Raw genomic sequence first — 25,078 nt, 5'->3', positions numbered from 1 at the left:
CTGACACTAGCTCGCACCGGTTCAGCTAGCGTCCGCTGAAAGTACCTGGCCGGCGCTCGGTCATGGCGCGGATGCCCTCTTGAAAATCTTCAGTCGCAGAAAGGCGCAACTGCTCCCGGTTCTCATGGTCGGTCATTGTGCTTACTTTGCCTGCGAGCCCTTCGCGCATCGTCGCCCTTATCGACAGTAACGCCAGTGGGGCATTAGCGGCGATCTCGGCCGCAAAGGCCAGCGCCTCTTCACGCAGTTTTTCCTGGGTGGTGAAAATATCTGCGAGACCCCATTCGTAAGCCTGCTCGCCCTTGATGCGTCGAGATGTATAAAACATCAGGTTAGCGCGTTGCTGACCAATGAGCTGTGGCAGCGTGTGGCTCAGTCCGAAACCTGGGTGTAGACCAAGGGCTGCGAAGTTCGCTGTAAACCGGGCCTCCTCACAGCACACCCGAAAATCCGCCGCGACCGCGAGGCCCAGTCCGCCGCCTGTTGCCGCGCCTTGCACGGCGGCGATGAGTGGTTTTTTGCAGTTGAAAATCCGAATCGCTGCAGCGTACAGTGGATTGCCTTGTTGCTCTGTTGCGTCATCGAATACGGTAGCCTTCTGGTTGAAATCGGCGCCTGCGCAAAATGATTTCCCCTTGGAGGCGAGCACAACGGCACGACACTCGGGATCCTTATCCAATGTTTCCAGCGCGGCCGCCGTATCATTAATCAAGGCTATGTCAAAAAAATTGTGCGGGGGTCTGCAGATTTCCAGCAGAGCCACATGTCCCTGCAGTGCAACATTGATGTCTCCGAACCGTAAAGCCATTACTGCTCCCAAGTAGCCACTGATAAAAGCATGACGCTATCACATTCATTCAAGCATTGCCGGTGCCGTCGTTTCATCCAGCTGCGGTCGTGGCGCTTCGATTAGCCGTTCACGTTGGACGGGCATTCACGCCACGGTTCACTGACGGCATAGGGTATTGAATTTCGGCTGGGTCTGACACTGATTGAGCTCTCTCTTGTCATGAAAGGGCTGGCAGTTTTTCGTTTTATGGTTAGACTTAGCCTAGATCGGCACTTGCGCGTTTTTTGCGCTTCCGATGACGTTATGTTTGAGGAATCAAGATGAAAGGCAACCTGAGTTCCACCACCTCGGTCGTGTTTGCTGCGGTACTTTGCTTATGCTCAGATTTTACTTGGGCCTCTTCTGATTCCGAACGTATTCGAGCGCTCGAAATGCTTGTCGAGCAGCAGCAAAAAATGCTTGAGAATATGAATATTGAGCTGCAGCGACTCAAGGCTGGTGAGGCCGCCATCGTTGAAGACATCGTTATTGTCGACGAAACTATTACTGAATCGGTAACCGAGCAGAAGGCCAAGCCCGATTTTAGTATGGAGGTATACGGTTTTGTCAGAGCCGATGCCATCTACGACTTCAAGCGCGTCGACCCTGATTGGAACGACACCTTGCGCGTTAGTACGATTCCCACCAAAAGTGGGACTTACGGCAATGATGGCGAATCTATTTTCAGTGTGCGCCAGTCGCGCTTGGGTGTGAAAGGCGACTATGGCCCCGATGTGACTTACCTGCTGGAGGCTGAACTGTTTGGAGTGGGGGGCGATCAAGGCCAGACCACGCCGCGCTTGCGGCATGCCTGGGCTACGTACAAGAATTTCGGCATGGGCCAGACCTGGTCCAACTTTATGGACCCGGGTGTGTTCCCCAATACTATCGATTACTGGGGGCCTACCGGCATGGTGTTTTATCGAAATCAGCAGGCGCGATACTCTATACCGTTGGGTCCGGATATGTTGTCTTTCTCACTGGAGGATCCCAACACCTCATTCACGGTTGGACGTTTCCGCAATGTAAAGGCCTGCGACCTGCCGAATCCTGAGCCGGGCTGCGCCTCTACAGATTCTACCGCCGCTGATATTTTCCAGGCGCACAACGACCTGCCCGACTTTACAGCGTCCTATCAGAAAAATGGCGATTTCGGTCATTACAAGCTGGCGGGTATCGTGCGCAAGCTTGGCTACGAGCGACTGGACAACGGTGATGATGGTTACAAGGTGGGCTGGGGTATCAATGCCAGTACGGTGCTGAACACCTGGGGTCAGGACAACGTGAAGCTTGAGGCTGTCTATGGCGAAGGCGTGGGCAATTACATGAATGATGGTGGTGTGGATATCGCGCCGGACTCAGCTGATTTGGACAGCGCCAAGGCAGGGACCGTGCCCATTTTGGGCATCGTCGCGTACTACGATCACTACTGGAATGAACGCTGGTCGACGTCCTTTGGCTGGTCTATGACTGACCTCAATACAGACGATGGTCAAGCGGGCAATGAATTCGAAAAGGGGCAGATTGCGCAGATCAATCTGCTGCACTACCCCTTGGACAATGTGATGATGGGCGGTGAGTTTATATGGGGGCAGCGCGAGAATATCGACGGTAACAAGGGCTCTGATTATCGTGTGCAGTTCTCGCTGCAGGTCAACTTTGACTCGGGCAATCTTTTCGCGCGGTGATCTGAACCGTACTCTCCAGTGGCGCCACAACATTCACTATGGCCAACACGCGGTATGATTGGTGTTTGCAGAATCTCGTTTAAACAGAGGATAGTAAAATGGCAAATTGTCCAGAAAATACAAGGCTACACAAATTTATCAGTTTCGTTTTTATTATCGCACTGTCGAGCACGCTCTGTGCACAGGCGTATGCACGAGGACCTTACAGCTATACAGGCGTTGAGTTGCAGAATGCTGTCGATGAGGCCTATGAGAAATTCAAGGGTTTGAAGGACGGCAAGAATGCGGACTATATTCCAATCCTCGCGACCGTGCCTTCCGAGCTATTTGGTGTGGTGATCGTTACCAAGGCCGGCGATGTATATTCTGCCGGCGATACAGACTATATCTTTGCCATTGAATCTACATCCAAGCCGTTCAACCTGGCGCTGGTGATGGAAGAGTACGGGCCAGAGGAGGTACAGGAAAAAATCGGGGTGGAGGCGACAGGCCTACCGTTCAACTCGAAATTGGCAATGGAACTGATAAAAGCGCGCTCGGTCAATCCACTGGTGAATGCCGGCGCCATTGCCCAGGTGAGCATGGTGAAAGCCAAGAACGAAGAGGAGCGCTGGGACAAGGTCTTTCAGAACATGAAAGATTTTGCAGGCACCGAGCTTAAGGTGATGGATGAGGTGTACGAATCAGAAATCACCACTTCATGGTCTAACCGTGCGATCGCTAACCTACTTTATAACTACGGCCGCCTTTACAGCGAGCCGGAGGATGCCCTGCGCGTTTATACGAAAATGTGCTCTGTCGGAGTTTCGACCACGGATCTGGGTTTTATGGGCGCTACGCTGGCTAATGGCGGCGTTAACCCCAAGACGGGTAAGCGCCTCATGAAGGAAGAATACGTCCATCACCTGCTGGCTGTGATGCTGACAGCCGGGTTTTATGACGAGTCAGGTGAATGGGCTTACACGGCCGGTTTGCCGAGTAAAACAGGTGTAGGTGGTGGTATTGTGTCTGTGGTGCCTGGCGTTTTGGCCATTGCTGCTTTCTCTCCCCGACTTAACGAGGCGGGCAATAGCGTTCGTGCGCAGGAGGCGATTGACTATATCTCGGACAAATTCGACCTCAACATTTTCAAGCCCCGCAAGTTGCCAGCGGTGATGTAAAAAGGGGGTGCGATTGCTTCCGGCGGCAAAAAGAAAATCATCCGCAACCGCGCGTTTTATATTTGTAAAACTTAATGCGCGCGGGGGCCACGCTACCCAAGGTAATCCCGAATCTCGAGATAGTCCTGCACTACGCGTTCAGGGCTGAATGTGTGAAACCCGGAGCCTCGGTAGTCCGGCTCAAAGATCGCCTGCAGTTTACCCTCTGGGTTGAGCAGAAACAGCGTCACCCCGTGGTTGACTTCGTACTCGTTGTCCGCGGGGTTAACATCGTCGCCTGTTTTCGGGACCAACTGCGCCACAATGCCGAGACCTTTTTCAAAGGGCAGGTGAGGGTTTTCGCTATCGTCCGCATGGGTTAGACCCACAAAGGATTTATTGAAGAACGGCATATAGGAAGCGAGTTGGTCTACCGTGTCACGGCGATGGTCCACACTGTAAAAAAGCACGCGCAAATCGTTCTCGCGGCCCTGGGCCTCCAGCAGATTGCTCACGCTTACAAGCTGATTTAGCGTAGTTGGACAAATATCCGGACAGGTGGTGAAACCGTAAGAGACGATATGCCAACGGCCTTTGAGTGCCTCGTTGTCAAATACTCGATTGTGGTGGTCCAATAGCTCGAATGATTGTAGCGCGCGGGCCTCGGGTAAGAGCACTCCTTGTATTAAGGGCGGAGCTGGCGGTCGATTCAGTAATATAAGCACCGCGACCAAAGCGATACAGGCATTGGCGACAAGGAAGCCGCGAAACATCCGCGTTTTGGCAGATACATTCATAGATTGTCGCCTAGCGGTCGAAAAATATCAGTCGGGTAAGATAGGTATAATCGGCCTCAATGGCCATTAGTATGATTAGCACAGCGATGGCTGTGAGAGGCAAAAAGAGGACATACTTGAGTGAAAGCCGCTCCCACTGCACGTGCATGAAGATGGAAATAATCAAGCCGGCCTTAAGGAACATAAAAATGAGTATCAATGTCCAGCGCAGGGAACCCTGCAGCTGGAAGTAGTCGACCGCGTAGGAGAACGCACTGAACACAAAAAGCAGAAGCCATATCTTCAGGTAGATACCAATTGGATGCTGCTGGCCCGCTGTTTCACTCATACTGTCACCTCACCACAGGTAAAAGAACGCAAAGATAAACACCCAAACCAGGTCTACAAAGTGCCAGTAGAGTCCGGCAATCTCGACAATTGCGAGGTCTTTTCCCTCGTAGTAACCCGAGCCAACCCGTCGTGCAGTCCACAAAAGGTAAATAACACCCGCGGTTACGTGAAGGCCGTGAAAGCCGGTAATCATGAAAAATGCAGAACCGAACTGGGATGCGCCCCACGGATTACCCCAGGGGCGGACGCCCTCTTCAATCAATTTGCTCCATTCGAACGCCTGCATTCCTACGAAAGACGCACCGAAAAGTGCGGTGGCAACGATAAGCCACACTGTTTTTTTTATGTCTCCCCGGTAGGCATAGTTAACCGCCATGGCCATCGTCCCGGAGCTGGTTATCAATATAAAGGTCATAATGGCAATCAACAGCAACGGCACATACTCGCCGAATATTTGCAGCGCAAACACCTCGCTGGCGTTGGGCCATGGGTCCGTTGCCGAAATGCGTACGTTCATATAACTGGTGAGGAATACGCTGAAGATAAAAGTATCTGACAAGAGGAAGATCCACATCATGATCTTGCCCCAGGGCATATCGAAGGTTTGCTTATCCGCGGCCCAGTCAGATACTAAGCCCGCAACGCCGGGCTCAGTGTAGGTAGCACTCTTATCTGTTTCACTTGTCATTGCAAAGCCTCAGAAGCCGCACATTGCCGCTAGCGCGTTAATAGTTTCCGGCCTGCTAGAAAGTAGTGCGAACAGCACCAGCCAGACCCCGAACAAAAAATGCCAGTAGGTAGTGCAAAGCTGCAGTGGTGCCGCCAGGCTTTCGAGCTTGTTGTCGTACCACACACGAAAGACAACATTGGATAAAATAACCAGCCCGCCAATAAGATGCAGTGCGTGAATCGCGGTGAGCACATAGAAGTAGCTGTTGGCGGGGTTAGAGGTTATGTAATATCCCATAGATTGCAGATGTAGCCACAAATCCATTTGCGCGACGATAAACATCAAGGTGAAGAAGACGGCAGCACTGATGCCTGTGACAGCGACATTCAGTTTACCTTGCCGCGTGCCTCCAAGGCCCCACTGCATGGCCACACTGGCCATAAAGAGCAGACTGGTGTTAAACCATAGCCGAGTGGGGTCGGTGAATGGCTGCCACGGTGCGCCGGCCAGTGCTTCGAAGTCGGGATATTGTGAGCGCGACAAAAAAGTGATGATAAAGAGAAAGAACAGCACGCCGACAATGGCCAGAACAAACCGCAAAGCAATGCGCGCGGCGGCTTCGTTGTCCGGGCCTGCATAAGCAGCGACGCCGCCGGCTTCGGTATCGTGCAGCCAGGGTTTGGTCCCAAGGACTTTCAACAACTTCATGCGTGACCTCCCTCGCCATCTGTGCGTTCTTCAGCGGTGACCGGGTGGTTTTGTGGAATAAAGTCTTCTTTAACGCCAGGCACGCTGTAGTCATAGGCCCAGCGATGCACTTCCGGCAGTTCGGGGCCCCAGTTTCCATGGCGTGGGGGCTGGTCCGGTGTTTGCCACTCGAGACTGGCCGCACCCCATGGGTTCTTCTTACTCTTCTCGCCGTATCGCAAGCTCCAAAGTATGTTGTACAGGAAGATCAACTGGCTGAGACCAACGAGAAGCGCTGCGATAGTGATCTGCGCGTTGAGAGTCTGTGCGCTTTCAGGAATAAAATTTGTCGTGCCCATAGCGAAGTAGCGCCGGGGCACTCCGAGGAAACCCAAATAGTGCATTGGCAGGTAAATAGCGTAGGTGCCAAGGAAGGTGCACCAGAAATGCCATTTGCCCAGGGTCTCGTTGAACATCTTTCCCGACATCAGAGGGAACCAGTGATAAATAGCGGCGAACAACACCATGATTGGCGATACACCCATTACCATGTGGAAGTGTGCTACCACGAAATAGGTGTCTGACAACGGCAGGTCGATAGTGACGTTACCGAGGAACAAGCCAGTCAGCCCGCCGTGGGTAAAGGTGAAGATAAAGCCTATTGCAAACAGCATGGGCACCGTGAGGTGGATATTGCCGCGCCACAGTGTGAGGACCCAGTTGTATACCTTGATAGCTGTAGGCACTGCGATAATCAGTGTGGTGGTCGCGAAGAAAAAGCCGAATGCAGGGTGCATGCCACTCACATACATATGGTGTGCCCAGACAATAAAGCTCAAGCCCCCGATAGCGACAATGGCCCAAACCATCATGCGGTATCCGAAAATATTTTTGCGAGCATGCACTGACAGCACGTCCGACACCATGCCGAAGGCAGGCAGGGCAACGATATATACCTCCGGGTGACCGAAGAACCAGAACAGGTGCTGGAACAGAATGGGACTGCCACCGGTGTATTCCAGTGACTCGCCCAGCGAGACCAAGACCGGCATAAAAAAGCTGGTGCCCAGGGTCTTGTCGAGAATCATCATAATGGCGCTTACCAGCAGCGCCGGAAAGGCAAGTATGCCCAGCACGGTAGCGGTGAATATTCCCCAGATCGTCAGCGGCATACGCATAAGCGTCATGCCGCGGCAGCGCGCCTGCAATACGGTAGTCACGTAATTCAGTCCACCCATGGTAAACGCAACGATGAACACCGCCAGCGAAACCAACATCAACAGGATGCCCCAGTCGTAACCGGGTGTACCCTCGAGGATCGCCTGTGGTGGATAAAGCGTCCATCCCGCTCCGGTGGGCCCTCCCGGCACAAAGAAACTGGCCAGCAGGATTAGTACGGATAGCAGATATACCCAGTAACTCAGCATGTTCATGAAGGGGAACACCATGTCCCGGGCACCTACCATGAGCGGAATCAGATAGTTGCCAAAACCGCCCAACAGCAGTGCAGTCAGCAGATAGATAACCATGATCATGCCGTGCATGGTGACAAACTGCAGATAGGAGCTAGGATCGATAAAATCGAATGTATCGGGGAAACCGAGTTGCAACCGCATCAGCCCGGACAGCACGAGAGCAATCAACCCGACAAAAATAGCGGTGCCGCCGTATTGGATCGCAATTACCTTGTGATCCTGGCTCCATACATACTTGGCTATAAAACTCTGTGGGTCGTGGAGTTCATCCGGTTGGTCAGCGATTGCCACGTGTTGCATGCTGTGTGTTCCTCAGTCCAGTGCCCTGCGCCTGTTGCACTTGTTACAGTGTGTTCAGGTAAGCCAGCAGGTCGTTTATAGAATCTTCGTTCTTTAATGAGCGGGCCATCAGCACCATCTGGTGACCATAGCTGTCCTCGTTGTGTGTGCCGCGAACACCCTCGCGAAAATTTTGAAGCTGGCGTTTCAGGTACCAGTCGTCCTGCCCCGCAAGGCGCGGTGCCTGCAGAGCGTAGTTCCCCTGTGCCTGCGCGCCGTGGCACGCGCCGCAGGACACATAATGACTTGCGCCTTTCGTCGGATCGCCATCGATTGTGTGTGCCGCATCGGCCAGTTCCAGCGTGTCGATATAGGCGGTGACATTACGCACGGCCTGATCGTCCGCCAGCATGTTAGCCATGGGCGCCATCTGTTTGCCGTAAATATCGTCTTCATGAGCGCCCCGGATACCCTGCTTGTAGTACTCAAGCTGGCGGGCGATATACCACGCGGGCAATCCTGCAAGCGCGGGCGCGTTCATCGCGATATTTCCCTCGCCGTTCTGTCCGTGACAGGCCGCGCACGTGGCGAACTGGCTTTGGCCGGCAACCGGGTCGCCCGGCGGGCGACCATTTATTTCACTCCATGTGGACTGGGCCGCAAGCCATTCGTCATAGTTTTCCTGTGAGTCCACCACTACATAGCCCCGCATGGCGTAGTGGGCGATACCGCAAAGTTCCATACACAGTATGTCGTACTTGCCCTCCACTGTGGGCTTGAGCCAAGCGTAGGTCACCATGCCTGGGACCATGTCCATCTTCACGCGGAACTGCGGCACAGCGAAGTCGTGTAATACGTCTTTGGAGCGCATCCATAATCTGACATTTTGATCGATAGGTAGGTGCAATTCATTCGTGTTGACGAGTACATCATCGTTACCGGCGGGGTCATTAGGGTTCATGCCAAACGGGTTGTTGAGCCCAACATGTGCGGCATCAACTTCGCCGAGTATTCCGTCCTCTCCCGGTAAGCGAAAATTCCACTGCCACTGCTGACCTACGACCTCGACCTCGTGTGCATCTTCGGGAACGTCGACAAAACGCGCCCATACCACCAGGCCGGGTGCAAGCATCGCGATCACACCTATGGAGGTGATGGCGGTCAACCAGCCTTCGAGCTTCTTGTTTTCAGGTTCGTATTCGGCGCGCCGATCGGGGCTGTAGCGAAAGCGATAGACGCAGTAGGCGAGAAAGAGGTTAACCGCGACAAACACAACCGCTGTTATGTAAAGAGTGATGTCGATAGTGAGATCGATCTCTCCCCAATCAGCTGCGAGTGGGGTTAACCACCAGGGGCTTAACCAGTGAAAGACAATGGAACCGAGAACGAGCAGGACCAGCGCGACTACAATTTTCATTCACACTCCTTGTCTGTCCGCCCGCAGGCAGACAGGGGGGAATCTTTATTTTTTAGGGTGTCTCGTATCTGTTACTTTTCTCTAGAGTGCACACTCGTAGTGCGCCAAGCGGTATCCTTTATAGTATTTTCGAAAAGTCCTCTCAATCCCATAAACCATCCCGGTACCGAATGGCCTTCACCGGCAGGGGTGAGTTTGGGATGCTCATTGGTCACCTGTCGCAGGATATGCTCCTGATTCTGGTTTACGTCGACGAGCAATACATGCTTGCCCGACCGCAGGGTGTCCTGAAAGCGCTTGAAATCGTAATTAGGTTGTTGAATACCGATGAAACCGCCTTCCCAGGTGCAAAAGCCGAGAATAATGATGGAAAGGAAAACCGGTGGTACCCAGGTAATTGTATCGGCGATACCGGTTGACCAGGCAACAACGAGGATCAAGATAGCGGTGCATATGCCCACCAGTGCTCCCAGTTCTGTGCCGTGAACAACGTCTTTGCGTAACACTGCTTCGACATCGTTAAGACGGTGGGCCGTGACCCCAGCGTCATCCTCGCTGAGCACATGAATCTGCGGAGTAATAACCCCTGCGTCTTCAAGTTGATGCTCAACGATCTCAAGATCATCCAGGTCTTCGCTGATGTAGAAGTGACGCTTCATACGCTGTGCCCCTTTATTTTTGTTGGCAAGCAAGCACTCGGATCAGGCGTCGTGTCAGGGAAAAGTCGGAAAAGCCACGATAAAATCGGGCGGTTGCCGACTTCTCTTGTCGTGCGGCCAGACGTTTGCTTCCGGTCTGACGATGCTGACGCCGAGGTTGTATTTGAGTATAGCACCGGCATAGAACGAAGCGAGCGAGCGCCGTTTCGCAGGGTAAAAACCGTGTTTTTAAGCGCATAATGAAATATCAACAACTTTTCTTTAGCGCTGAACAGTATAAAAACCGGGTATAAAAGGGTGTTTTTTAGAAAGAAGAGGCTATGTATGCAGTGAGTTGGCCGCTTTTAAGACTATTTCGCTACAAGTGTTTTTTTTCATATTCTAAATAGATGTAACAAATGGACCGTGCCGCGTTTAGCTTGGGCCGGCAGCGCGATGCAGGTTGTCTTCGGCAAGACACTGGGTAGCGTACCGATTTCCGCAACGGCTGAAGCTGTTTATGCCGGTGCCACGGTGTATTGGCGAGACAGTCTCAAAACAATGCGATTTAGCGGATACGGGATCGGCCATCGCAGACGCGGACAGTCCACTACAGGCTTCTCGAGTCGATCAAGGCATGGGGGTAGCACTAGGATGCCTGCTCCATGAGTAGAATAATCTTGCCCATGTGCGTGCCCTCCTTCATGCGCGCGTGTGCTTGCTCCACCTCTGCCAGTGGGTAGGTGCTGTCGATAACAGGACGTATGTCGCCATTCTCAAGGTGCGGAAAAACTGTGGTCATGATTTCGTTTTTCATGATTGCTTTCTGTTCGAAGGTTTGTGCTCTCAGGGTTGATCCGGTCATCACCAGGCGTTTTATCAACAGGGGAGCAAAATTCACTTCTGTTTTGAAACCGCGCATGTAGGCGATATTCACGATGCGGCCCTCGGGAGCTGCCAGATTCAGGTTCTTTTGAATGTAATCGCCCCCCACCATGTCAAGCGTCACGTTCACGCCATTGCGCAAGCCGAGATCGGACAGTACCTGCTCGAAGTCCTCGGTCTTGTAGTTGATTGCGCGAGTGGCACCGCGCGCTTCCAGCGCTCTGCATTTTTCATCCGAGCCCGCGGTGGTGTAGACGACTGCACCGAGAGCACTCGCCATCATTACGCCCATGGTGCCCATACCGCTTGCGCCGCCATGAATCAGCACCCGTTCACCCGGCAGCAAGCGCGCGCGCTGGTAGAGGTTATGCCAAATAGTGAGCAGTGCCTCGGGGAGGGCTGCCGCCTCCGTCATGCTGAAGCCTGTCGGGACGGGCAAGCACTGCCCGACAGGAGCGACCGCGTATTCAGCGTAGCCGCCGCCGTGTGTCAGTGCGCAGACAGCGTCGCCCGCGTGCCAGTCTTCGACTGAGTCGCCGGTGGCGACAACAGTACCGGCGACCTCCAGACCGAGGACCGGGGATGCATCTTCCGGTGGCGGGTACAGACCCGCCCTCTGCAGCAGGTCTGCACGGTTAATGCCGGCTGCTGCAACCTGTATCAGTATTTCGTCGGCATGTGGTGTGGGTACTGCTCCGGTTGCGATGTGCAGAGGCGAGTCTGCCGCATCGACGGCAACGTGCCGGCAGTATTGGGGGATCGTATTTGTCGACATGGAAGGGCTCAATTATTGTGCGGTGTGCGTGAGGGGGCATTGTGCCACAAGCCGACGAATCGAGGACCCGTCGTTAACGGACGCGGCAGAGGTTCCGTGGGGGTCTTGCGGTTACTTGCCGACCACAGCGCCGCTGGCCAATCTTGCCGCAATGTCCTCCTCGCTGAAGCCAAACTCACGCAGAATCGCCTTGGTATGTTCGCCGATCTCTGCCGCCGGGTGACGGATCTCTCCGGGAGTGCGGCTGAAGCGCGGCCCCGGCGCGGGTTGCCAAACCTCCCCGTCATCTATAAATGACTCCCTGGCCTGATGGTGTGGGTGGTGTCGCGCTTCACTCATGGCCAGTACCGGCGCATAGCAGACATCGGCGCCAGCCATTATCGCGTCCCACTCGTCGCGGGTGCGGCGCTTGATAACCTCAGCCATTTTCTCTTTCATTGCAGGCCAGTTTTCCGCATCAAACTGGTGCTCAAAATGTACCGCGTCGTCGCCAAGCTTTTCCAGCAGTGCGGCGTAGAACTGTGGTTCGATAGACCCCAGAGAGATGTATTTGCCGTCGCTGGTTTCGTACACCTCGTAAAAATGAGAGCCAGAGTCCAGTAGATTGGTACCCCGTTCCTCGCTCCAGAATTCTGCCTGCTGCGCGGCGAAGGTGCTGGCCATCAGGGTGGCGGCGCCGTCGATCATAGCAGCGTCCACGACTTGCCCCTGCCCTGAGCCCTTCGCCTCCAGCAGTGCGCAGACCATGCCGTAGGCAAGCCACAAACCACCGCCACCAAAATCGCCCACCAGGTTTAGCGGGATCGCGGGCTTCTCACCCCGTCGCCCAATAGGATAAAGGGCTCCGCTCAAGGCCACGTAATTTATGTCGTGGCCTGCCTCCTGCGCCATCGGCCCCTCCTGTCCCCAGCCGGTCATGCGGCCATAGACCAGTGCCGGGTTGTGGGTGAGACAGACATCCGGACCCAGGCCGAGCCGCTCCATAACGCCGGGTCTATTCCCCTCAATCAGCCCGTCTGCTTTTTGCAGCAGGCACAGCACGGTATCCACACCGTCGGGCTCTTTCAGGTTGACGCTGATGCAGCGCTTGTTGCGATTGAGAAAGTCGAGCTTGGGGTTGTGTACAGAGGTGAACAAGCTGCCGCCGGGACGCTCTACCCGGATCACGTCGGCGCCCATGTCTGCCAATAGCATGGCGGCGAAGGGACCGGGTCCAATACCGGCGATTTCAACGATGGTGAGTCCCTGTAGAGGTCCCATGGTGTCAGCTCCGTGGTCAGTGATACTGCGCAAGAGCGTGCCCGTTTCGGTATCGGGGGGCAATAATGCGACAGCTCAGTTGTCTTTGCAGATCAGGCGTTCGAATACGCCCCGGGCTTCTTCCAGTTTGGCGAATACCGGGAAACTGTGGTCGAGGGCCCAACTGGTGGTGAGGGTATTCAATGTGCCCACGACCACCGAGGCGAGTATCTCGGGGGAAAATTCTGTATTCACGTCGCCGTGCTCCCTGCCCGCATGAATCAGGCCGACAAAACTTTCCATGGCAGTGTTACCAAGCTCGGCCTGCTTTTCCCTGTCCTGGGCGATCACCGAGGGACCGATGACGATCAGCTGTCGGTCGATCTCGTTCATGCTGGCGAAATTCGACTCAATGTAGTCAATCATGGCTTCAAGACGGGATCGGGTAGTGGGGTGGTTGGCCATGAGCTGCTGCAGCATGGGGCCCATCTGACTGTACAGCTTCGAGATGCCCAGCCCACCCAGCAGGGCGTGCTTGTTGGGGTAGTGCCCGTAGAAGGTGCGCCGGGCCACGTCCGCTTCGATGCATATCTGCTCGATACTGGTTTCTTCTATACCGTGACGTTGGAACAGGGCGTAAGCCGCATCTTCGATGCGCGCACGGATCTCCAATTTGCGCTTCTCGCGGCGGCCCAGGGGTGCCTCTGCCGTTTCCATGAAATTTCCGTCAGGGGGGTTGCAATCAGTTATCTATTAAACTATTTTGTATACAAATGTGCAAGCTTGCTCATTTGGTTAGCTAATATCAGGTGTAAATTCAGTAACACAGTATCCCAGCAGAGAGTTTTTATATCATGTCTGATCGTATTCTGGTCGTCTCCACGGATTGCCACGCCGGCCTGCCTATCGCCGATTACAAACCCTACGTGGAGACAAAGTACCACGAAATGTTGGATATGGCCGTGCCCATCACTGTTGATATGATGGAAAAGTCGGAAGAAATGTTCCTGATCAAAGAAATCAACGATGCCTGGCGTGCTCCGGTTGAGCAGGAGCTTACCGGCGCCTGGGATTACAGGCAGCGTCTGAACATGCTGACAAAGGACGGTATCGCCGCGGAGGTGATCTTCCCCGACGGCATCACCGAGAAGAACACGCCGCCCTTCGGCGCAGGCCTCGGCCTGTCGCCCAAAGACATGGTGCCCGAATTACAGTGGGCTGGCGCTATGGCCCACAATCGTTGGTTGGCAGAACTCTGCGCCAACGACCCGGCGCGCCATATCGGGGTAGCATCTATCCCCCTTTTGTGGAATGTAGATCAGGCTGTCGAAGCGGTGCGCTGGTGCGTGGATAATGGGTTGAAAGCCGTGATGATTCCCACTATGTGGTATCAGCAGGACGCCTATCACCACGTCAAGTATGATCCCTTCTGGGAAGTCTGTGAAGACCTTGGAGTGATTATTCACTTTCATTCCGGCCCGGCACCACACGCGGAGTACTTCGGTGACGGATTTCCGGCCGAGGACAGGCGGGATGAATTCCCCGGCGCCATGGGCGTCTTTGTTTCTGAGGTCATGTGGTGGCTGTATCGCCCCCTCACTTTCATGATCTGGGGTGGCGTGTTCGAGCGTTTTCCGAAGCTGAAGGTAATGATCGTCGAGGGCGGAACCATGTTCATGCTGCCGCCCTGGTTGCGCCTGCTGGACTTCCAGTACAGTGAAGGCGATATTTCCGCCAAGCTGGGGGACTTCAAAAGCCACCTCTCCCTGTCGCCGAGCGGCTACTTTCAGCGCAATGTCGGTATCGGGGCCTCTTGCGTGCGACGTGCCGATATCGAAGCGCGAGATGAAATCGGCCTGGACAAGATTATGTGGGGCAGTGACTTTCCTCACCCCGAGGGCACCTGGCCGAACACAAAGCAGTATTACAAAGACACTTTTTCTGGTCTGCCCGAGCACGACGGACGTAAAATTCTGGGCGGCAATGCGGTAGATTTTTACGGATTGGACAAATCAAAGTTGCGAGCGGTCGCCGACGAAATCGGACCCGAAGCCTCGCTCTTTAACTAACGCAACCCAATCCTGATACACAGGAGTGAAGCAATGAGTATCGTCGAAGCGTGTGAATCTAAAACCAACGCCACCCCGAACTTTCCTATGGGTTGGTTCTCCGTGGCTCGCTCTCACGAACTGCTCGTGGGGGAAGTGAAGGCAATAAAGGCTTTCGATCGAGATCTGGTGCTGTACAGAACGCGCTCTGGTCGCGTGGCGGTGCAGGACGCCTATTGCCCTCATCTCGGGGCTCACCTGGGCCACGAGGGGCGGGTGATTGGCGAAAACATTCGCTGCCCTTTTCACGGTTGGCAGTTTGGGGCTGACGACGGCCAGTGCAATCACATCCCGTACTGCGATGAGATTCCAACCCGCGCACAAATACGCACCTGGCATTCGGAAGAGAAAAACGGCGAGGCTTACGTTTGGTTCCACCCGGAAAATACCCCCCCCCAGTGGGCGCTGCCCGACCTGCCTGAACTGGGTGATCCGAACTGGACCAGCCCTCGATACACCGAGCACTTGGTGCCTGCCCATGTGCAGGATATTTGCGAGAATTCCTGTGACCCGGTGCACTTTCAGTTTGTGCATAACAACAATTCAATCCCCGACTCGGTCGTTACGATTGACGATGATGGCCGCACCATGCATTTGCACTCAGAGATGGTTGACGCGGACGTTCCGGGGCACTTGCATGCCACGACTTACAGCCCCGGTTTCGCCATGGTGCGCAATACCTATGGCCCCAATGCTGAAATGATTATGTATAACAGCCCGCAGCCTATAGACCAGCACACCACGCTGATGCGCTGGACTCTGATTGTGCGCCGCGAGATCGAAGACCTGGCGGGTGATGATGTGATGAAAGGCATCATTGCTGGCATCAGTGACGACTATCCGATCTGGGCCAACAAGGTTCACAAACACCGCCCGGTATTTTGTAAGGCCGACCAAACCCTTGTGACATTCCGCAAGTGGGTGCGCCAGTTTTACCTCACCTCTGAAGACAAGCGGGAGATCGCGTAACACTATGCAGGATTTCAATAACAAGGTTGCCATTATTACCGGCGGTGCCAGTGGCGTTGGTCGCTCATTGGCCTTTGCGCTGGGTCGGAAAGGCGCAAAAATTGTTGTGGGCGATGTCGACAAGAAAGCAATGGCCCAGATTGAAAAAGATCTCGGTGCGGAAAATATTGACGCGTTGATTGAACACTGTGATGTCACTTCGATCGACAGCCTGAATGCGGTCGCCGATAAGGCCGCTGATGCCTTTGGTGGTATCGACCTCGTGTTTGCCAACGCGGGTATCGGCGCCGGTGAAACGGGTGCCATGTGGGATTACTCCGAGAAGGATTGGCAGTGGACTATGAACGTGAATGTGTGGGGCGTGATTAACAGCATTCGCGCGTTTATGCCTCGATTAGTTGCCTCCGGCAAGGAATCACATTTTGTCGTGACAGGCTCCGGTAACGGCGCCTACACCATTCTTCCAGATGTACCGATTTATACCGCGACGAAGGCGGCGGTCCACGCCATCACGGAAAACCTGCATTACCAAGTGCAGGCGGGTAATTTGGCTGTGAAAGTGAGCGCGCTGTTCCCCGGTCCTCACGTTGTTGATACGGGCTTGTTCAACTCAGGTCGCGTGCGTCCTGAAGATTTGAAGAAAGAAGGCGTTGACGGCAATGAGTCGGGCATTAACTCGGTAGAAGATATGAAAAAGATGTGTGAGGAATTCGGTATTCAACTCGAGACTACTCATCCGGATGAAGTGGCGAATATGGCAATCAAGGGTATTGAAAAAAATGCATTTTGGCTGTTGGAAACCACTCCCGAGACCGACACAAAAATACGTGCTCGCGCGGACATGATTCTCAATCGGGAAACGCCCGTGCCAGCCATGGTGGGCTAGAGCGCCATCATGTAAGCAGCAACAAACGCAGCAATGACTGAAGTAAAACAGAGGGATAAATAATATGACTAATGAAACAGTTGCACCCCAGGGAAGCCCGGGCGATATTATTAACTGGCCAATGCTCAAGTTGGTCTACCGTACTGACCCTGACAAGATTGCAGCACTGCTGCCGCCGGGTATCGAGCCCGGTGACGATCCCTTTGTCCGCTTGACGATCTATAACTTCCCGGTGCCCGACGAACCCGAATACGGCATCGTGACCTCTGTGGATGCCAACTTCAAAGGCACAGCAGGCGAGTTTACCCTCGGATATGGCATTGATCAGGAGTCTGCGATTTTTGTTAGCCAGGAAACCAATGGCCAGCCGAAGTATCCCTGCACCACCGAATACTACCGTCTCGGGCCTCAGGTTACCGCGCGTTGTACACATCAGGGTTATACCTTTGCTGAGTACAAGGGCGCGTCCACTGGCCCGGTTGATGGTGGGCCCGAGTTCGAGCAGAACGAGTGGTGGTTGAAGTATTCTCGTGCTGTCAGCGTCGGTGGGCCTGCCGCGGCTTTCGACTATCCGCCTCACGTAGTGCACGTGCGGAGCAAGTACGCTACCGCACATCGCGAGAACGTCGAGGGTGAGCTGATCCTGCGCGACAGTCCCTGGGATCCGCTGGTTAGCCTTTTGCCAAAAAAGGAGATGGTCGAGTCTTACCTCTGGTGGCCGGTCTTCCTGGACCGTGAAATGACCATTGCTGGCGAGCTGGATCCGCAAGGCTTCCTGCCTTTCGCTGACACGATATCCGGCTCTCGCTGGCCGGGCTTCAACGGCGGACCGCGCAAGGCTGCCTGATCGGTTTACTGACCACAACCTCCGGGATGATTCCTCCCCGGGGGTTGCGCCCATTCCTGGCCAATCATCTTGGTTGGACCGTTCCGCGGCTTTCGCTGTGGCGACCGCTGTGCGTTTGCAGTGCAATCAGCAAATGGCTGCGCACCGATTTTATCGCGTGTATGCTATCGGCTTGTTGGCGAAGTGGCCGTATCAGACTGCGTATACGTCGTGCATTTAGATAAAGAAACCCATTGTTCGGTCCAGAAGTCGTGGTCAACGGCTATCGCCGGGATGTTGTGCCTTGCCCTTGGGCCAGGCTTGGTGGGTATTTATGGCTTCTTTGTCGAGCCGTTATCACAGGAGTTTGATGTCGGGGTTGCTCTGCTAAACGTGGGTCCTGTCGCGCTGATAGTGGTTCCTGGTTTTATTGCCCCATTGGTGGGCCGGCTTGCGGATCGTCTGCCTATTCGGCGTCTGTTGCTGGTAGGTGCGACCCTGGCGACCCTGTCACTGATAGCTGTAGGTATGGCGCCATCCCTGCTGCTGGTTGGTGTGGGTTTTCTGTGTTTTTCGATTGGACTGACGTTCTATGGCCCGGTAGTGGTCAACGGCCTCATGGTCAAGACGTACCCGGGGCGAGAGGCCCGCGCGCTTGCCATTGCCGCGATTGGGATCAGTGTCGCCGCGGCGATATTACCTCCTCTGGTAGGCAACCTCATGGCGCAGCTGGACTGGCGTACGACGCTCATCGGCTTGTCTGTCGGGATATTGGTGTGTCTTTGGCTAATCATCCTCAACGGGGTGCCAAGAAGTACAGTGGGTAGCGTGGCCGACGCGGGACCGCCAATTAGCCGGGATTTTTATCGCCAGCCGGCTTTCTGGTTGATCGGCTTGTGCGTTGCTCTGGGCCTCAATGTTTCTGTGGTACTGGCGGTCTGCTATCCCCCCCATTTTATCGGCTTGGGGTATAGCGCGGCTGAGGCGGGCTGGTTCCTCGCGCTTGCGGGTGTGGCCGGACTGACTGGCAAGTCTTGCCTCGCCTGGCTGGGTGATGGTTCGCAGGTGTCTGTCAAGGCGATAGCCGTAGTCCTGTTATTGATGCAGGTAGTAGGATTGTCTGGATTACTGCACGCTGAGGGTGTCGTGGGAATCGGGGCATCTTTATGTTTCATGGGTTTTGGCGGTGGCGCCTTTATTCCCATGCACCCCTACCTCAACAGTCGTTACTTCGACGCGACCATTATCAGCCAGATAAACGGAGCCCAGATGCCCCTCTTTCTGCCTTTCGGTCTCGTGGGAGCGCCTCTTGCGGGCTATGCCTTCGACCAGACAGGCAATTACAACGGTGCATTGACGGGGTTGGCGGTGACCCTCGTTATTGCGGCGTTGCTGGTGATGAGATTACCTGCCCCAAGTCGTTGATCTGCTTTATCCTCGGCTCGGCTAATATTTGTTATTATGCGAGATTGTTGAAGGTAACGTAGCGGGAGCAAGCTTATGCCGATGTCAGTGCGAAAGGCACTTCATAATCTGTATATGGTTATTATGAAGTTAGTGGTTTTCTTTTCTCCGGATTCGCGCCACCGGGTATTTGCCGGCAGCGGTAGTTCTGCGCAGCTATGCGAGCACATCGCGCGTACCGGCGTAACTAAAGTATTAGTGGTCACAGACAAACCCCTGCGAGAACTGGGCGTTGTCGACCAGGCTACTGCCGCCCTCGCCGGAACCGCTGTGGATGTCGCTTACTATGATGGCGTGCTGCCTGATCCGACGTTCGATCAGGTGGCGGAGGGTGCGGCGCTAGCCCGCAGTCATGGCAGCGAGGCCGTACTTGCAATCGGGGGTGGTTCCTCGATGGATGCGGCGAAAATTATAGCTGCTTCCGCGACCAGCGATATGGCGCCCGCCGACTGGGTGGGTTTCGGGAAAGTCCGCCACGAGGTGCTACCTATTTACGCCGTACCGACGACATCCGGAACGGGTTCAGAAGCCACCATTGGTGCTGTGATTTCGGATGCAACAACCCACCAGAAGGGGATTATCAGCGGAGGCACTCTGCTGCCGCTTGCGGCGGCCCTTGATCCGGACCTTATTACGGGCTTGCCACCACATATCACTGCCGCTACCGGTATGGATGCTCTCACACATGGAATTGAGGCCTATATAGGGAGCTGGGAGCGGGGCAGCCGCAGCGAGGATTCGAGACTCGCCATCAAACTAATTTTCGATAATCTGGCCACAGCCTGTCGTGATGGTGATAACAGGGACGCCCGCAACGCGATGGCAATGGCAGCTTACTACGCGGGTATGGCGATCAATCAAGTCAACGTCGGCAACGTGCACGCTATTGCGCATCAGCTAGGCGGCAAGTACGGCATCCCTCATGGTTTGGCCAATTCGCTGGTGTTGCCCCACGTGCTGGAGTTCAGTCGGGAAGAGACGGCAACCCGCCTGGCAGAATTGGCCCAATTGATTGGTATTGGTTCCCCCGGAGACTCCAGTGATGCCTTGTCCCGGCAATTTATCGAGGCGGTGCTGGCACTAAGAGAGGAAGTCGGCATTGCAGGAACCAGTGACAAGCTGAAAAAGAAAGATTTCGCTGATATTGCACTGGCCGCGATAAAAGAGGGTGCCACCTATCCGGTGCCGCGTCTGCTTGACCGGGAAAGTGTTGACAGGATTCTGGACCGGATTGCCGCTTGAAATAGTTTCACCAGACATGAAAGTGATGGGTGGAACCCCACGCCTTTACCTACTAGGCGTGGACGTCCGCTGCAATCAACAGGATGAGTGGTTATGGAATACGATAATGCGGTTCACAGTATGCAATGTCCCAAATGTGACCACGGCATGGAGGAGGTGAGGCACGGGGATGTCGTGATTGACCGTTGCACCCACTGCGGTGGGTTATGGTTCGACGAAGATGAGGCAAGCCATCTGAAGGAGCTCAAGGAGGGGCACCTACTCGATACAGGTAGTCCTAAGGAGGGCTGGATATGGGACAGTCATGCGGACATTAAATGCCCTCGTTGTGGCAAGGAAATGGAAAAAACCTCGGATTCGAAGCAGAAACATATCTGGTATGAGATCTGCCACGATCATGGCATCTTCATGGATGCCGGTGAATTTACTGACTTCAAGTTTGAATCGCTTTTCGATCGCTTTCGTACACTCGTCAAGGGCGATCGAAACACGGTAGCACCCTGACCACAGCGCCACCCGCGCCGTTGCACAAGGCGCGCGGCTGCTATCCGTAACGGTAGGGGCGACCCGCCTTCTGCATGTCAGCATTGTATTGCTTGAAGATATCGACCACTTTCTTCTTGGTGGGCGATTCAGACGCGATTTTGTCCCAGAATTTGACCGCAGCCGCTTCCACTGTCTCCCATTCCTCGTCGGGTATCGTGGTGAGCGCCATTTTGGTGCCCGAGACTCTTAGCGATGCCTCGCCGCCCCAGTACCACCACTGCCGATAGTAGTGAGAGCTGTCCATAGCCAGATTCAGCAGTTCCTTGAGCCGACCCGGAAGCTTGTTATATTGATCCATATTGGCGAAGAAAGAGCCTGCCCAGGCGCCGGAAATATTGTTGGTCAGGAAGTAGTTCGTCACGTCGGCCCATCCCACGGTGTAGTCCTCGGTAATGCCCGACCAGGCTACGCCGTCCAGTTCGCCAGTCTGCAGTGCTACCTCGATATCCTCCCATGGCAGGGTGACTGGCACTACGCCAAATTGGCTAAGAAATCGCCCCGCTGTGGGAAAGGTGAAGACACGCTTGCCCTTCATGTCCTCGAGGCTTCTGATGGGATCCTTGGTCGCGAAGTGACAGGGGTCCCAGGCGCCTGCGGACAAGTGCTTCACCCCGACTTTGGAATATTCGGTATCCCATATTTCATTGAGACCGTACTGGTTGAAGAGCACCGGTATATCCAGCGAGTAGCGGCTGGCAAACGGGAAGTATCCGCCGAATACTGCGACTTCCGTAGGAGAAGCCATCGAATCGTCATCGGATTGCACCGCGTCGATCGTGCCTTTCTGCATCGCCCGGAACAACTCGCCTGTCGGAACCAACTGGTCCGCGAAAAAAAGCTCGATCTGCATGTCCCCACCAGCGACTTTGTTGAATGAGTCGATGGCTGGCTTGATTACGTGCTTGGCCAGTGCCGGTCCCGCATAGGTCTGCATGCGCCATTTTATGGTGGTTTTTTTCTGCGCGTGTATCGCCGGTGCTCCGAGCGCGAGCCCTGCCGCGCCGGTCAAGCCAACCCCGGCCTTGGTCAAAAAGCTGCGTCTGTTTTTCATAGCTATCTCCGTCACCTATCCGTCGGTGGAAAGTCTCTAAGCAGGCTCTCCGGCTGTTCCCCATCACTGGGGGATATATATTACTGGCCGTAGACCGTTTCCGGCAGCCAGAGCGACAGTTGTGGAAACGCCATCACGAGTGCAAGCGCGAGCGCCATGATGCAAACAAAAGGCAGTATTGATGCATAGATATCCTTTAGCTCTATCTCCGGCGGCGCCATCGCCCTCATGAGGAACAGGTTGTACCCGAACGGCGGCGTCATATACGCAATTTGTGTAGTAATGGTGTAGAGCACGCCATACCACACCAGATCGAAGCCGAGGACTGTCACCAGCGGCACGTACAACGGCGCAACAATGACCAGCATAGCAGTATCGTCCAGGAACGTGCCCATAATCAGAAAAGATAGCTGCATCAATATCAGAACTATCCATGGATTAAGGCCAAGTTGTTCGGTGAAGAGGCTGTCTATCGCCTTGACCGCGCCCAGACCGTCAAATACCGCGCCAAACCCAAGCGCTGCCAGTATGATCCACATGAACATGCAGGAAATTGCCAGCGTCTGCCGTACCGAGTTCTCGAACACCGTTCGCGTCATACGCCGTTTCAATACCGCTGCAAAAAAAGCAGCCATGGCACCGATGGCAGAGCTTTCGACGAGGCTTGTCCAACCGCTTACGAAGGGCACCATCATCACTGCGAAAATCACGATGGGGAGAAGTCCTGCTCGCAACAGCCTCAATTTTTCAGTCAGTGGTACCTGTCGTTCCTCCTTCTTGAGGGCGGGCCCCAAATCGGGCTGTAGGGCACACCGTATGGCGATGTAAGCAATAAACATAGCCGCCATTAGCAGCCCTGGCATAATCCCTGCGAGCCACAGTTGCCCTACAGGTTGTCGTGCGATCATGGCGTATAGCACTAACACGACCGAAGGCGGTACCAGTATGCCCAAGGAGGAGCCTGCCTGAACCACGCCGGTGACCATGCGTTTATCGTAACCTCGGCGTAGTAATTCTGGTAGCGCGATAGTGGCTCCTATAGCCATCCCCGCGACGGACAAGCCGTTCATGGCGGAGACGAGGACCATGAGACCGATGGTGCCGATGGCAAGTCCACCATTGATTGAGCCCATCCATACATGGAACATGCGATAAAGATCGTCCGCAATCTTTGACTCTGATAAAACGTAGCCCATAAAAATAAACATAGGCAGGGTCAGCAGCGGGTACCACTTCATCAGTTTCATGACGGATGCATACGGGATGTCCGAGCCTCCGGTGCCCCATAGAAGTATTGCGGCAAGTGACGCTACTGCACCGACAGCCCCGAATACTCTCTGCCCTGTCATGAGCATGAGCATCAACGACGAAAACATCAGCAGGGCGATCATTTCGTAGGACATCAAAGCGTGATCCCATGAATCCGGGCGATGTCTTTGAAGAACTCCGAGATCGCCTGGAGCAGCATCAGCACAATGCCAATCACGGTGATGATCTTGATCGGCCACATGTAGGGGCGCCACGAGGAGTAGCTGCGCTCGTTGTATTCGACGGCGTACTGCGCGCTGTCAATGGCGCCGTAAAGCAGCACACCGAGAAAGAAAATCAGGAAGAACACAGTAAAAGCATCAAAATAGGCTTTTCTGTGGTCAGACCAGGCATGATAGAACAGGTCCATGCGCACATGGGATCCCATCTGTATTGCATAGGGGCCGCCCAACATGTAGTAGGCGACCATTGCAAACTGTGCCATCTCGAGCGTCCACAGCGAGGGCAGAAAAAACGTCTTGGAAATAGATGCCCACGCCAGTATCGCGATCATCACAAATATGCCATACATGACTAATCGACCGACGCGATAGTTTATCGCGTCGACAACAGAGACATAGTGGCTAATAAACCATGTCAACCAAAGCTCCTTGCGGGTATCTGCTGTCCGGGGCATGCGGCAGTCGAGTCACGTGTTTCTGCCTCACTCCCGCCGCTATTTATTGGTCTGAGAGTAGCAAACCTTTAATCATAAGTAGATGAAGCCGGATTTTGCGTATACCAGTTGACGCCACCGCTGTCTGTTTGCCGAGTAATACTGCGTCTGCCTAGCAGGCAATTCAGGTGAGCCAGCGTTTCCCCTGTGGCGAGCCCCATGGAGCCACCATCAATCGTGCGTTTGAACAGGGCGGGATAGCAGTCCACAGCTCGCCGCGGCTCCGAGAGGTACTCCCACAGGCTGTCCAGATCGTGCTTGTGGTTTTCAATGATCTGGTTCAAGCGCACATGCAATCCGTAAAACGGCGCTTCGTGGGCGGGCAGCACCAGCAAATCATCCGGTAGTATTTCTCGCAGGCGATTGCTGGATTGAAGCCACTCGGTAAGTGGGTCGCCCTCGGGTTCGGTGGGAAATACACTGACATTTGGGGTGATGCGAGGCAGCACCTGGTCCCCTGAAATCAGCAGCTTCAGCGCAGGGCAATAGAGTGTTGCATGCTCCGGAGAGTGGCCGCTACCGATAATGATTTGCCAGTAACGTCCGCCAATAGTCAATGTTTCGCGGTCCATTAGCCGGCGAAAGCTGTCGGGCAACGGATAGATTGCGCGCCCGAAATTACCGAATTTTTTTTTGTACTGTTCCAGTTGCTCGTCGTCATAACCCGCCCCTCGATAGAAGCTAATGGCTACTTCTGGCGCGGAACGCCCGGTATCCCCGGCCATCGCTCGACACATCAGAAATTCTTCACGTGACATCCACAGCTCGCAGTCAAAGCGCTCAGTGAGCCAGCCTGCTAATCCAACGTGATCCGGATGTAGGTGGGTGCATATGACCCGCGTAATGGGCTTGCCCTTCATCACTCCGCCGAATAGCGTTTCCCAGGTTTCCCGCGCGCTGGTCAGGTCGAGACAGGTATCCACTACGGTCCAGCCTTCCCCGTCTTCGAGCAACCAAAGGTTGATATGATCCAATGAAATAGGCATAGCGAAGCGAGCCCAGTAAACGCCCTCCGCAATTTGCATCGGCTCCCCTGGCAGTGGATTCACGCCGCGGCCCCACGGGAAGGTCAGACCTCGGTAGATTTCGTTGGTCTCTTCAGACAAGGGGTATTACCTCCTGTTGAGGTAGAGGAGCGGTGAGGTTACATCGTC

Annotated in this window: 24 protein-coding genes; 9 read left to right on the top strand and 15 right to left on the bottom strand. The window is 54.5% G+C overall.

All coding sequences use genetic code 11. The features are described from left to right. Positions 1–25 precede the first annotated feature (25 nt). Positions 26–808, bottom strand: a complete 783-nt coding sequence (locus EYC82_RS11965; RefSeq protein ID WP_279249766.1) for an enoyl-CoA hydratase/isomerase family protein — start codon at positions 806–808, stop codon at positions 26–28. 302 nt (positions 809–1,110) lie between these two features. Here EYC82_RS11965 and EYC82_RS11960 point away from each other — a divergent pair, with 302 nt between their 5' ends. Together EYC82_RS11960 and glsA are read left to right on the top strand one after the other, a co-directional pair. After that, the gene (locus tag EYC82_RS11960) at positions 1,111–2,517 is read left to right on the top strand and encodes a DcaP family trimeric outer membrane transporter (RefSeq protein WP_279249765.1); all 1,407 of its coding nucleotides are present in this window, start codon (positions 1,111–1,113) and stop codon (positions 2,515–2,517) included. Positions 2,518–2,615: 98 nt separating this feature from the next. Then, the gene (glsA, locus tag EYC82_RS11955; RefSeq protein WP_279249764.1) at positions 2,616–3,677 is read left to right on the top strand and encodes a glutaminase A; all 1,062 of its coding nucleotides are present in this window, start codon (positions 2,616–2,618) and stop codon (positions 3,675–3,677) included. A 92-nt stretch (positions 3,678–3,769) separates the two neighbouring features. Here the strand turns inward: glsA and EYC82_RS11950 are convergent, their stop codons facing one another. The 10 genes from EYC82_RS11950 to EYC82_RS11905 all read right to left on the bottom strand — a co-directional run bounded on the left by EYC82_RS11950 (position 3,770) and on the right by EYC82_RS11905 (position 13,565). Continuing rightward, complete coding sequence (locus EYC82_RS11950; protein WP_279249763.1) at positions 3,770–4,453, bottom strand: SCO family protein; 684 nt, start codon at positions 4,451–4,453, stop codon at positions 3,770–3,772. 10 nt (positions 4,454–4,463) lie between these two features. Next, positions 4,464–4,781 (bottom strand): cytochrome C oxidase subunit IV family protein, encoded by a 318-nt coding sequence (locus tag EYC82_RS11945; RefSeq protein ID WP_279249762.1) that lies wholly within the window; start codon positions 4,779–4,781, stop codon positions 4,464–4,466. Between the two features lie 9 nt (positions 4,782–4,790). Next, complete coding sequence (locus EYC82_RS11940; protein ID WP_279249761.1) at positions 4,791–5,471, bottom strand: heme-copper oxidase subunit III family protein; 681 nt, start codon at positions 5,469–5,471, stop codon at positions 4,791–4,793. Between the two features lie 9 nt (positions 5,472–5,480). Beyond that, positions 5,481–6,161 carry a cytochrome c oxidase subunit 3 gene (locus EYC82_RS11935; protein WP_279249760.1) on the bottom strand — a complete coding sequence of 227 codons (681 nt, stop codon included), beginning with the start codon at positions 6,159–6,161 and terminating at the stop codon, positions 5,481–5,483. Further along, positions 6,158–7,915, bottom strand: a complete 1,758-nt coding sequence (locus EYC82_RS11930) for a cytochrome c oxidase subunit I (RefSeq protein ID WP_279249759.1) — start codon at positions 7,913–7,915, stop codon at positions 6,158–6,160. The genes EYC82_RS11935 and EYC82_RS11930 overlap by 4 nt, the downstream gene beginning before the upstream one ends. A gap of 43 nt (positions 7,916–7,958) precedes the next feature. Beyond that, positions 7,959–9,311, bottom strand: a complete 1,353-nt coding sequence (gene coxB, locus EYC82_RS11925) for a cytochrome c oxidase subunit II (RefSeq protein WP_279249758.1) — start codon at positions 9,309–9,311, stop codon at positions 7,959–7,961. 71 nt (positions 9,312–9,382) lie between these two features. Next, positions 9,383–9,970, bottom strand: coding sequence for an NAD/FAD-utilizing enzyme (locus EYC82_RS11920; RefSeq protein WP_279249757.1), 588 nt, complete (start codon positions 9,968–9,970; stop codon positions 9,383–9,385). A 628-nt stretch (positions 9,971–10,598) separates the two neighbouring features. After that, entirely contained in the window at positions 10,599–11,609 is a 1,011-nt protein-coding gene (locus EYC82_RS11915) for an NAD(P)H-quinone oxidoreductase (RefSeq protein ID WP_279249756.1), read from the bottom strand. 111 nt (positions 11,610–11,720) lie between these two features. Next, positions 11,721–12,869, bottom strand: a complete 1,149-nt coding sequence (locus EYC82_RS11910) for a CaiB/BaiF CoA transferase family protein (protein ID WP_279249755.1) — start codon at positions 12,867–12,869, stop codon at positions 11,721–11,723. 75 nt (positions 12,870–12,944) lie between these two features. Beyond that, entirely contained in the window at positions 12,945–13,565 is a 621-nt protein-coding gene (locus EYC82_RS11905; RefSeq protein ID WP_279249754.1) for a TetR/AcrR family transcriptional regulator, read from the bottom strand. Between the two features lie 137 nt (positions 13,566–13,702). Between EYC82_RS11905 and EYC82_RS11900 the strand changes: the two genes are divergently transcribed. The 7 genes from EYC82_RS11900 to EYC82_RS11870 all read left to right on the top strand — a co-directional run bounded on the left by EYC82_RS11900 (position 13,703) and on the right by EYC82_RS11870 (position 20,847). Further along, the gene (locus EYC82_RS11900; RefSeq protein WP_279249753.1) at positions 13,703–14,917 is read left to right on the top strand and encodes an amidohydrolase family protein; all 1,215 of its coding nucleotides are present in this window, start codon (positions 13,703–13,705) and stop codon (positions 14,915–14,917) included. A 33-nt stretch (positions 14,918–14,950) separates the two neighbouring features. Then, a complete protein-coding gene (locus EYC82_RS11895; protein ID WP_279249752.1) occupies positions 14,951–15,925 on the top strand; it encodes a Rieske 2Fe-2S domain-containing protein in 975 nt (324 codons plus the stop codon). Between the two features lie 4 nt (positions 15,926–15,929). Then, complete coding sequence (locus EYC82_RS11890; RefSeq protein WP_279249751.1) at positions 15,930–16,811, top strand: SDR family NAD(P)-dependent oxidoreductase; 882 nt, start codon at positions 15,930–15,932, stop codon at positions 16,809–16,811. A gap of 64 nt (positions 16,812–16,875) precedes the next feature. Then, positions 16,876–17,658 (top strand): acetoacetate decarboxylase family protein, encoded by a 783-nt coding sequence (locus EYC82_RS11885; RefSeq protein WP_279249750.1) that lies wholly within the window; start codon positions 16,876–16,878, stop codon positions 17,656–17,658. Positions 17,659–17,868: 210 nt separating this feature from the next. Beyond that, positions 17,869–19,062 carry an MFS transporter gene (locus EYC82_RS11880; protein WP_279249749.1) on the top strand — a complete coding sequence of 398 codons (1,194 nt, stop codon included), beginning with the start codon at positions 17,869–17,871 and terminating at the stop codon, positions 19,060–19,062. Positions 19,063–19,185: 123 nt separating this feature from the next. Further along, the gene (locus EYC82_RS11875; RefSeq protein WP_279249748.1) at positions 19,186–20,343 is read left to right on the top strand and encodes an iron-containing alcohol dehydrogenase; all 1,158 of its coding nucleotides are present in this window, start codon (positions 19,186–19,188) and stop codon (positions 20,341–20,343) included. A 93-nt stretch (positions 20,344–20,436) separates the two neighbouring features. Continuing rightward, positions 20,437–20,847: a zf-TFIIB domain-containing protein gene (locus EYC82_RS11870; RefSeq protein WP_279249747.1), complete on the top strand. Its 411-nt coding sequence runs from the start codon at positions 20,437–20,439 to the stop codon at positions 20,845–20,847. Positions 20,848–20,887: 40 nt separating this feature from the next. Here the strand turns inward: EYC82_RS11870 and EYC82_RS11865 are convergent, their stop codons facing one another. From EYC82_RS11865 to EYC82_RS11850, 4 genes are all read right to left on the bottom strand, one after another. Further along, on the bottom strand, positions 20,888–21,940 hold the full coding sequence (locus tag EYC82_RS11865; RefSeq protein ID WP_279249746.1) for a TRAP transporter substrate-binding protein: 1,053 nt from the start codon (positions 21,938–21,940) through the stop codon (positions 20,888–20,890). Positions 21,941–22,020: 80 nt separating this feature from the next. Then, positions 22,021–23,343 carry a TRAP transporter large permease gene (locus EYC82_RS11860; RefSeq protein WP_279249745.1) on the bottom strand — a complete coding sequence of 441 codons (1,323 nt, stop codon included), beginning with the start codon at positions 23,341–23,343 and terminating at the stop codon, positions 22,021–22,023. Next, entirely contained in the window at positions 23,343–23,849 is a 507-nt protein-coding gene (locus tag EYC82_RS11855; RefSeq protein WP_279249744.1) for a TRAP transporter small permease subunit, read from the bottom strand. The genes EYC82_RS11860 and EYC82_RS11855 overlap by 1 nt, the downstream gene beginning before the upstream one ends. Before the next feature lie 104 nt (positions 23,850–23,953). Then, positions 23,954–25,030 (bottom strand): MBL fold metallo-hydrolase, encoded by a 1,077-nt coding sequence (locus tag EYC82_RS11850; protein WP_279249743.1) that lies wholly within the window; start codon positions 25,028–25,030, stop codon positions 23,954–23,956. Between the last annotated feature and the right edge of the window lie 48 nt (positions 25,031–25,078).

The organism is Candidatus Marimicrobium litorale (genome assembly GCF_026262645.1).
In the GTDB taxonomy this organism is placed as follows: Bacteria; Pseudomonadota; Gammaproteobacteria; order Pseudomonadales; family Halieaceae; genus Marimicrobium; species Marimicrobium litorale.
This window is presented reverse-complemented; position numbering and strand designations above follow the sequence as displayed.

What these genes read in the sequence shown, in the direction of transcription:
- EYC82_RS11940 (WP_279249761.1), bottom strand. Translation starts at nt 5,471, where the DNA reads ATGACAAGTGAAACAGATAAGAGTGCTACCTACACTGAGCCCGGCGTT.
- EYC82_RS11900 (WP_279249753.1), top strand. Translation starts at nt 13,703, where the DNA reads ATGTCTGATCGTATTCTGGTCGTCTCCACGGATTGCCACGCCGGCCTG.
- EYC82_RS11950 (WP_279249763.1), bottom strand. Translation starts at nt 4,453, where the DNA reads ATGAATGTATCTGCCAAAACGCGGATGTTTCGCGGCTTCCTTGTCGCC.
- EYC82_RS11885 (WP_279249750.1), top strand. Translation starts at nt 16,876, where the DNA reads ATGACTAATGAAACAGTTGCACCCCAGGGAAGCCCGGGCGATATTATT.
- EYC82_RS11865 (WP_279249746.1), bottom strand. Translation starts at nt 21,940, where the DNA reads ATGAAAAACAGACGCAGCTTTTTGACCAAGGCCGGGGTTGGCTTGACC.
- EYC82_RS11910 (WP_279249755.1), bottom strand. Translation starts at nt 12,869, where the DNA reads ATGGGACCTCTACAGGGACTCACCATCGTTGAAATCGCCGGTATTGGA.
- coxB (WP_279249758.1), bottom strand. Translation starts at nt 9,311, where the DNA reads ATGAAAATTGTAGTCGCGCTGGTCCTGCTCGTTCTCGGTTCCATTGTC.
- EYC82_RS11860 (WP_279249745.1), bottom strand. Translation starts at nt 23,343, where the DNA reads ATGTCCTACGAAATGATCGCCCTGCTGATGTTTTCGTCGTTGATGCTC.
- EYC82_RS11895 (WP_279249752.1), top strand. Translation starts at nt 14,951, where the DNA reads ATGAGTATCGTCGAAGCGTGTGAATCTAAAACCAACGCCACCCCGAAC.
- EYC82_RS11870 (WP_279249747.1), top strand. Translation starts at nt 20,437, where the DNA reads ATGGAATACGATAATGCGGTTCACAGTATGCAATGTCCCAAATGTGAC.
- EYC82_RS11935 (WP_279249760.1), bottom strand. Translation starts at nt 6,161, where the DNA reads ATGAAGTTGTTGAAAGTCCTTGGGACCAAACCCTGGCTGCACGATACC.
- EYC82_RS11930 (WP_279249759.1), bottom strand. Translation starts at nt 7,915, where the DNA reads ATGCAACACGTGGCAATCGCTGACCAACCGGATGAACTCCACGACCCA.
- EYC82_RS11890 (WP_279249751.1), top strand. Translation starts at nt 15,930, where the DNA reads ATGCAGGATTTCAATAACAAGGTTGCCATTATTACCGGCGGTGCCAGT.
- EYC82_RS11960 (WP_279249765.1), top strand. Translation starts at nt 1,111, where the DNA reads ATGAAAGGCAACCTGAGTTCCACCACCTCGGTCGTGTTTGCTGCGGTA.
- EYC82_RS11905 (WP_279249754.1), bottom strand. Translation starts at nt 13,565, where the DNA reads ATGGAAACGGCAGAGGCACCCCTGGGCCGCCGCGAGAAGCGCAAATTG.
- EYC82_RS11945 (WP_279249762.1), bottom strand. Translation starts at nt 4,781, where the DNA reads ATGAGTGAAACAGCGGGCCAGCAGCATCCAATTGGTATCTACCTGAAG.
- EYC82_RS11875 (WP_279249748.1), top strand. Translation starts at nt 19,186, where the DNA reads ATGAAGTTAGTGGTTTTCTTTTCTCCGGATTCGCGCCACCGGGTATTT.
- EYC82_RS11915 (WP_279249756.1), bottom strand. Translation starts at nt 11,609, where the DNA reads ATGTCGACAAATACGATCCCCCAATACTGCCGGCACGTTGCCGTCGAT.
- glsA (WP_279249764.1), top strand. Translation starts at nt 2,616, where the DNA reads ATGGCAAATTGTCCAGAAAATACAAGGCTACACAAATTTATCAGTTTC.
- EYC82_RS11965 (WP_279249766.1), bottom strand. Translation starts at nt 808, where the DNA reads ATGGCTTTACGGTTCGGAGACATCAATGTTGCACTGCAGGGACATGTG.
- EYC82_RS11920 (WP_279249757.1), bottom strand. Translation starts at nt 9,970, where the DNA reads ATGAAGCGTCACTTCTACATCAGCGAAGACCTGGATGATCTTGAGATC.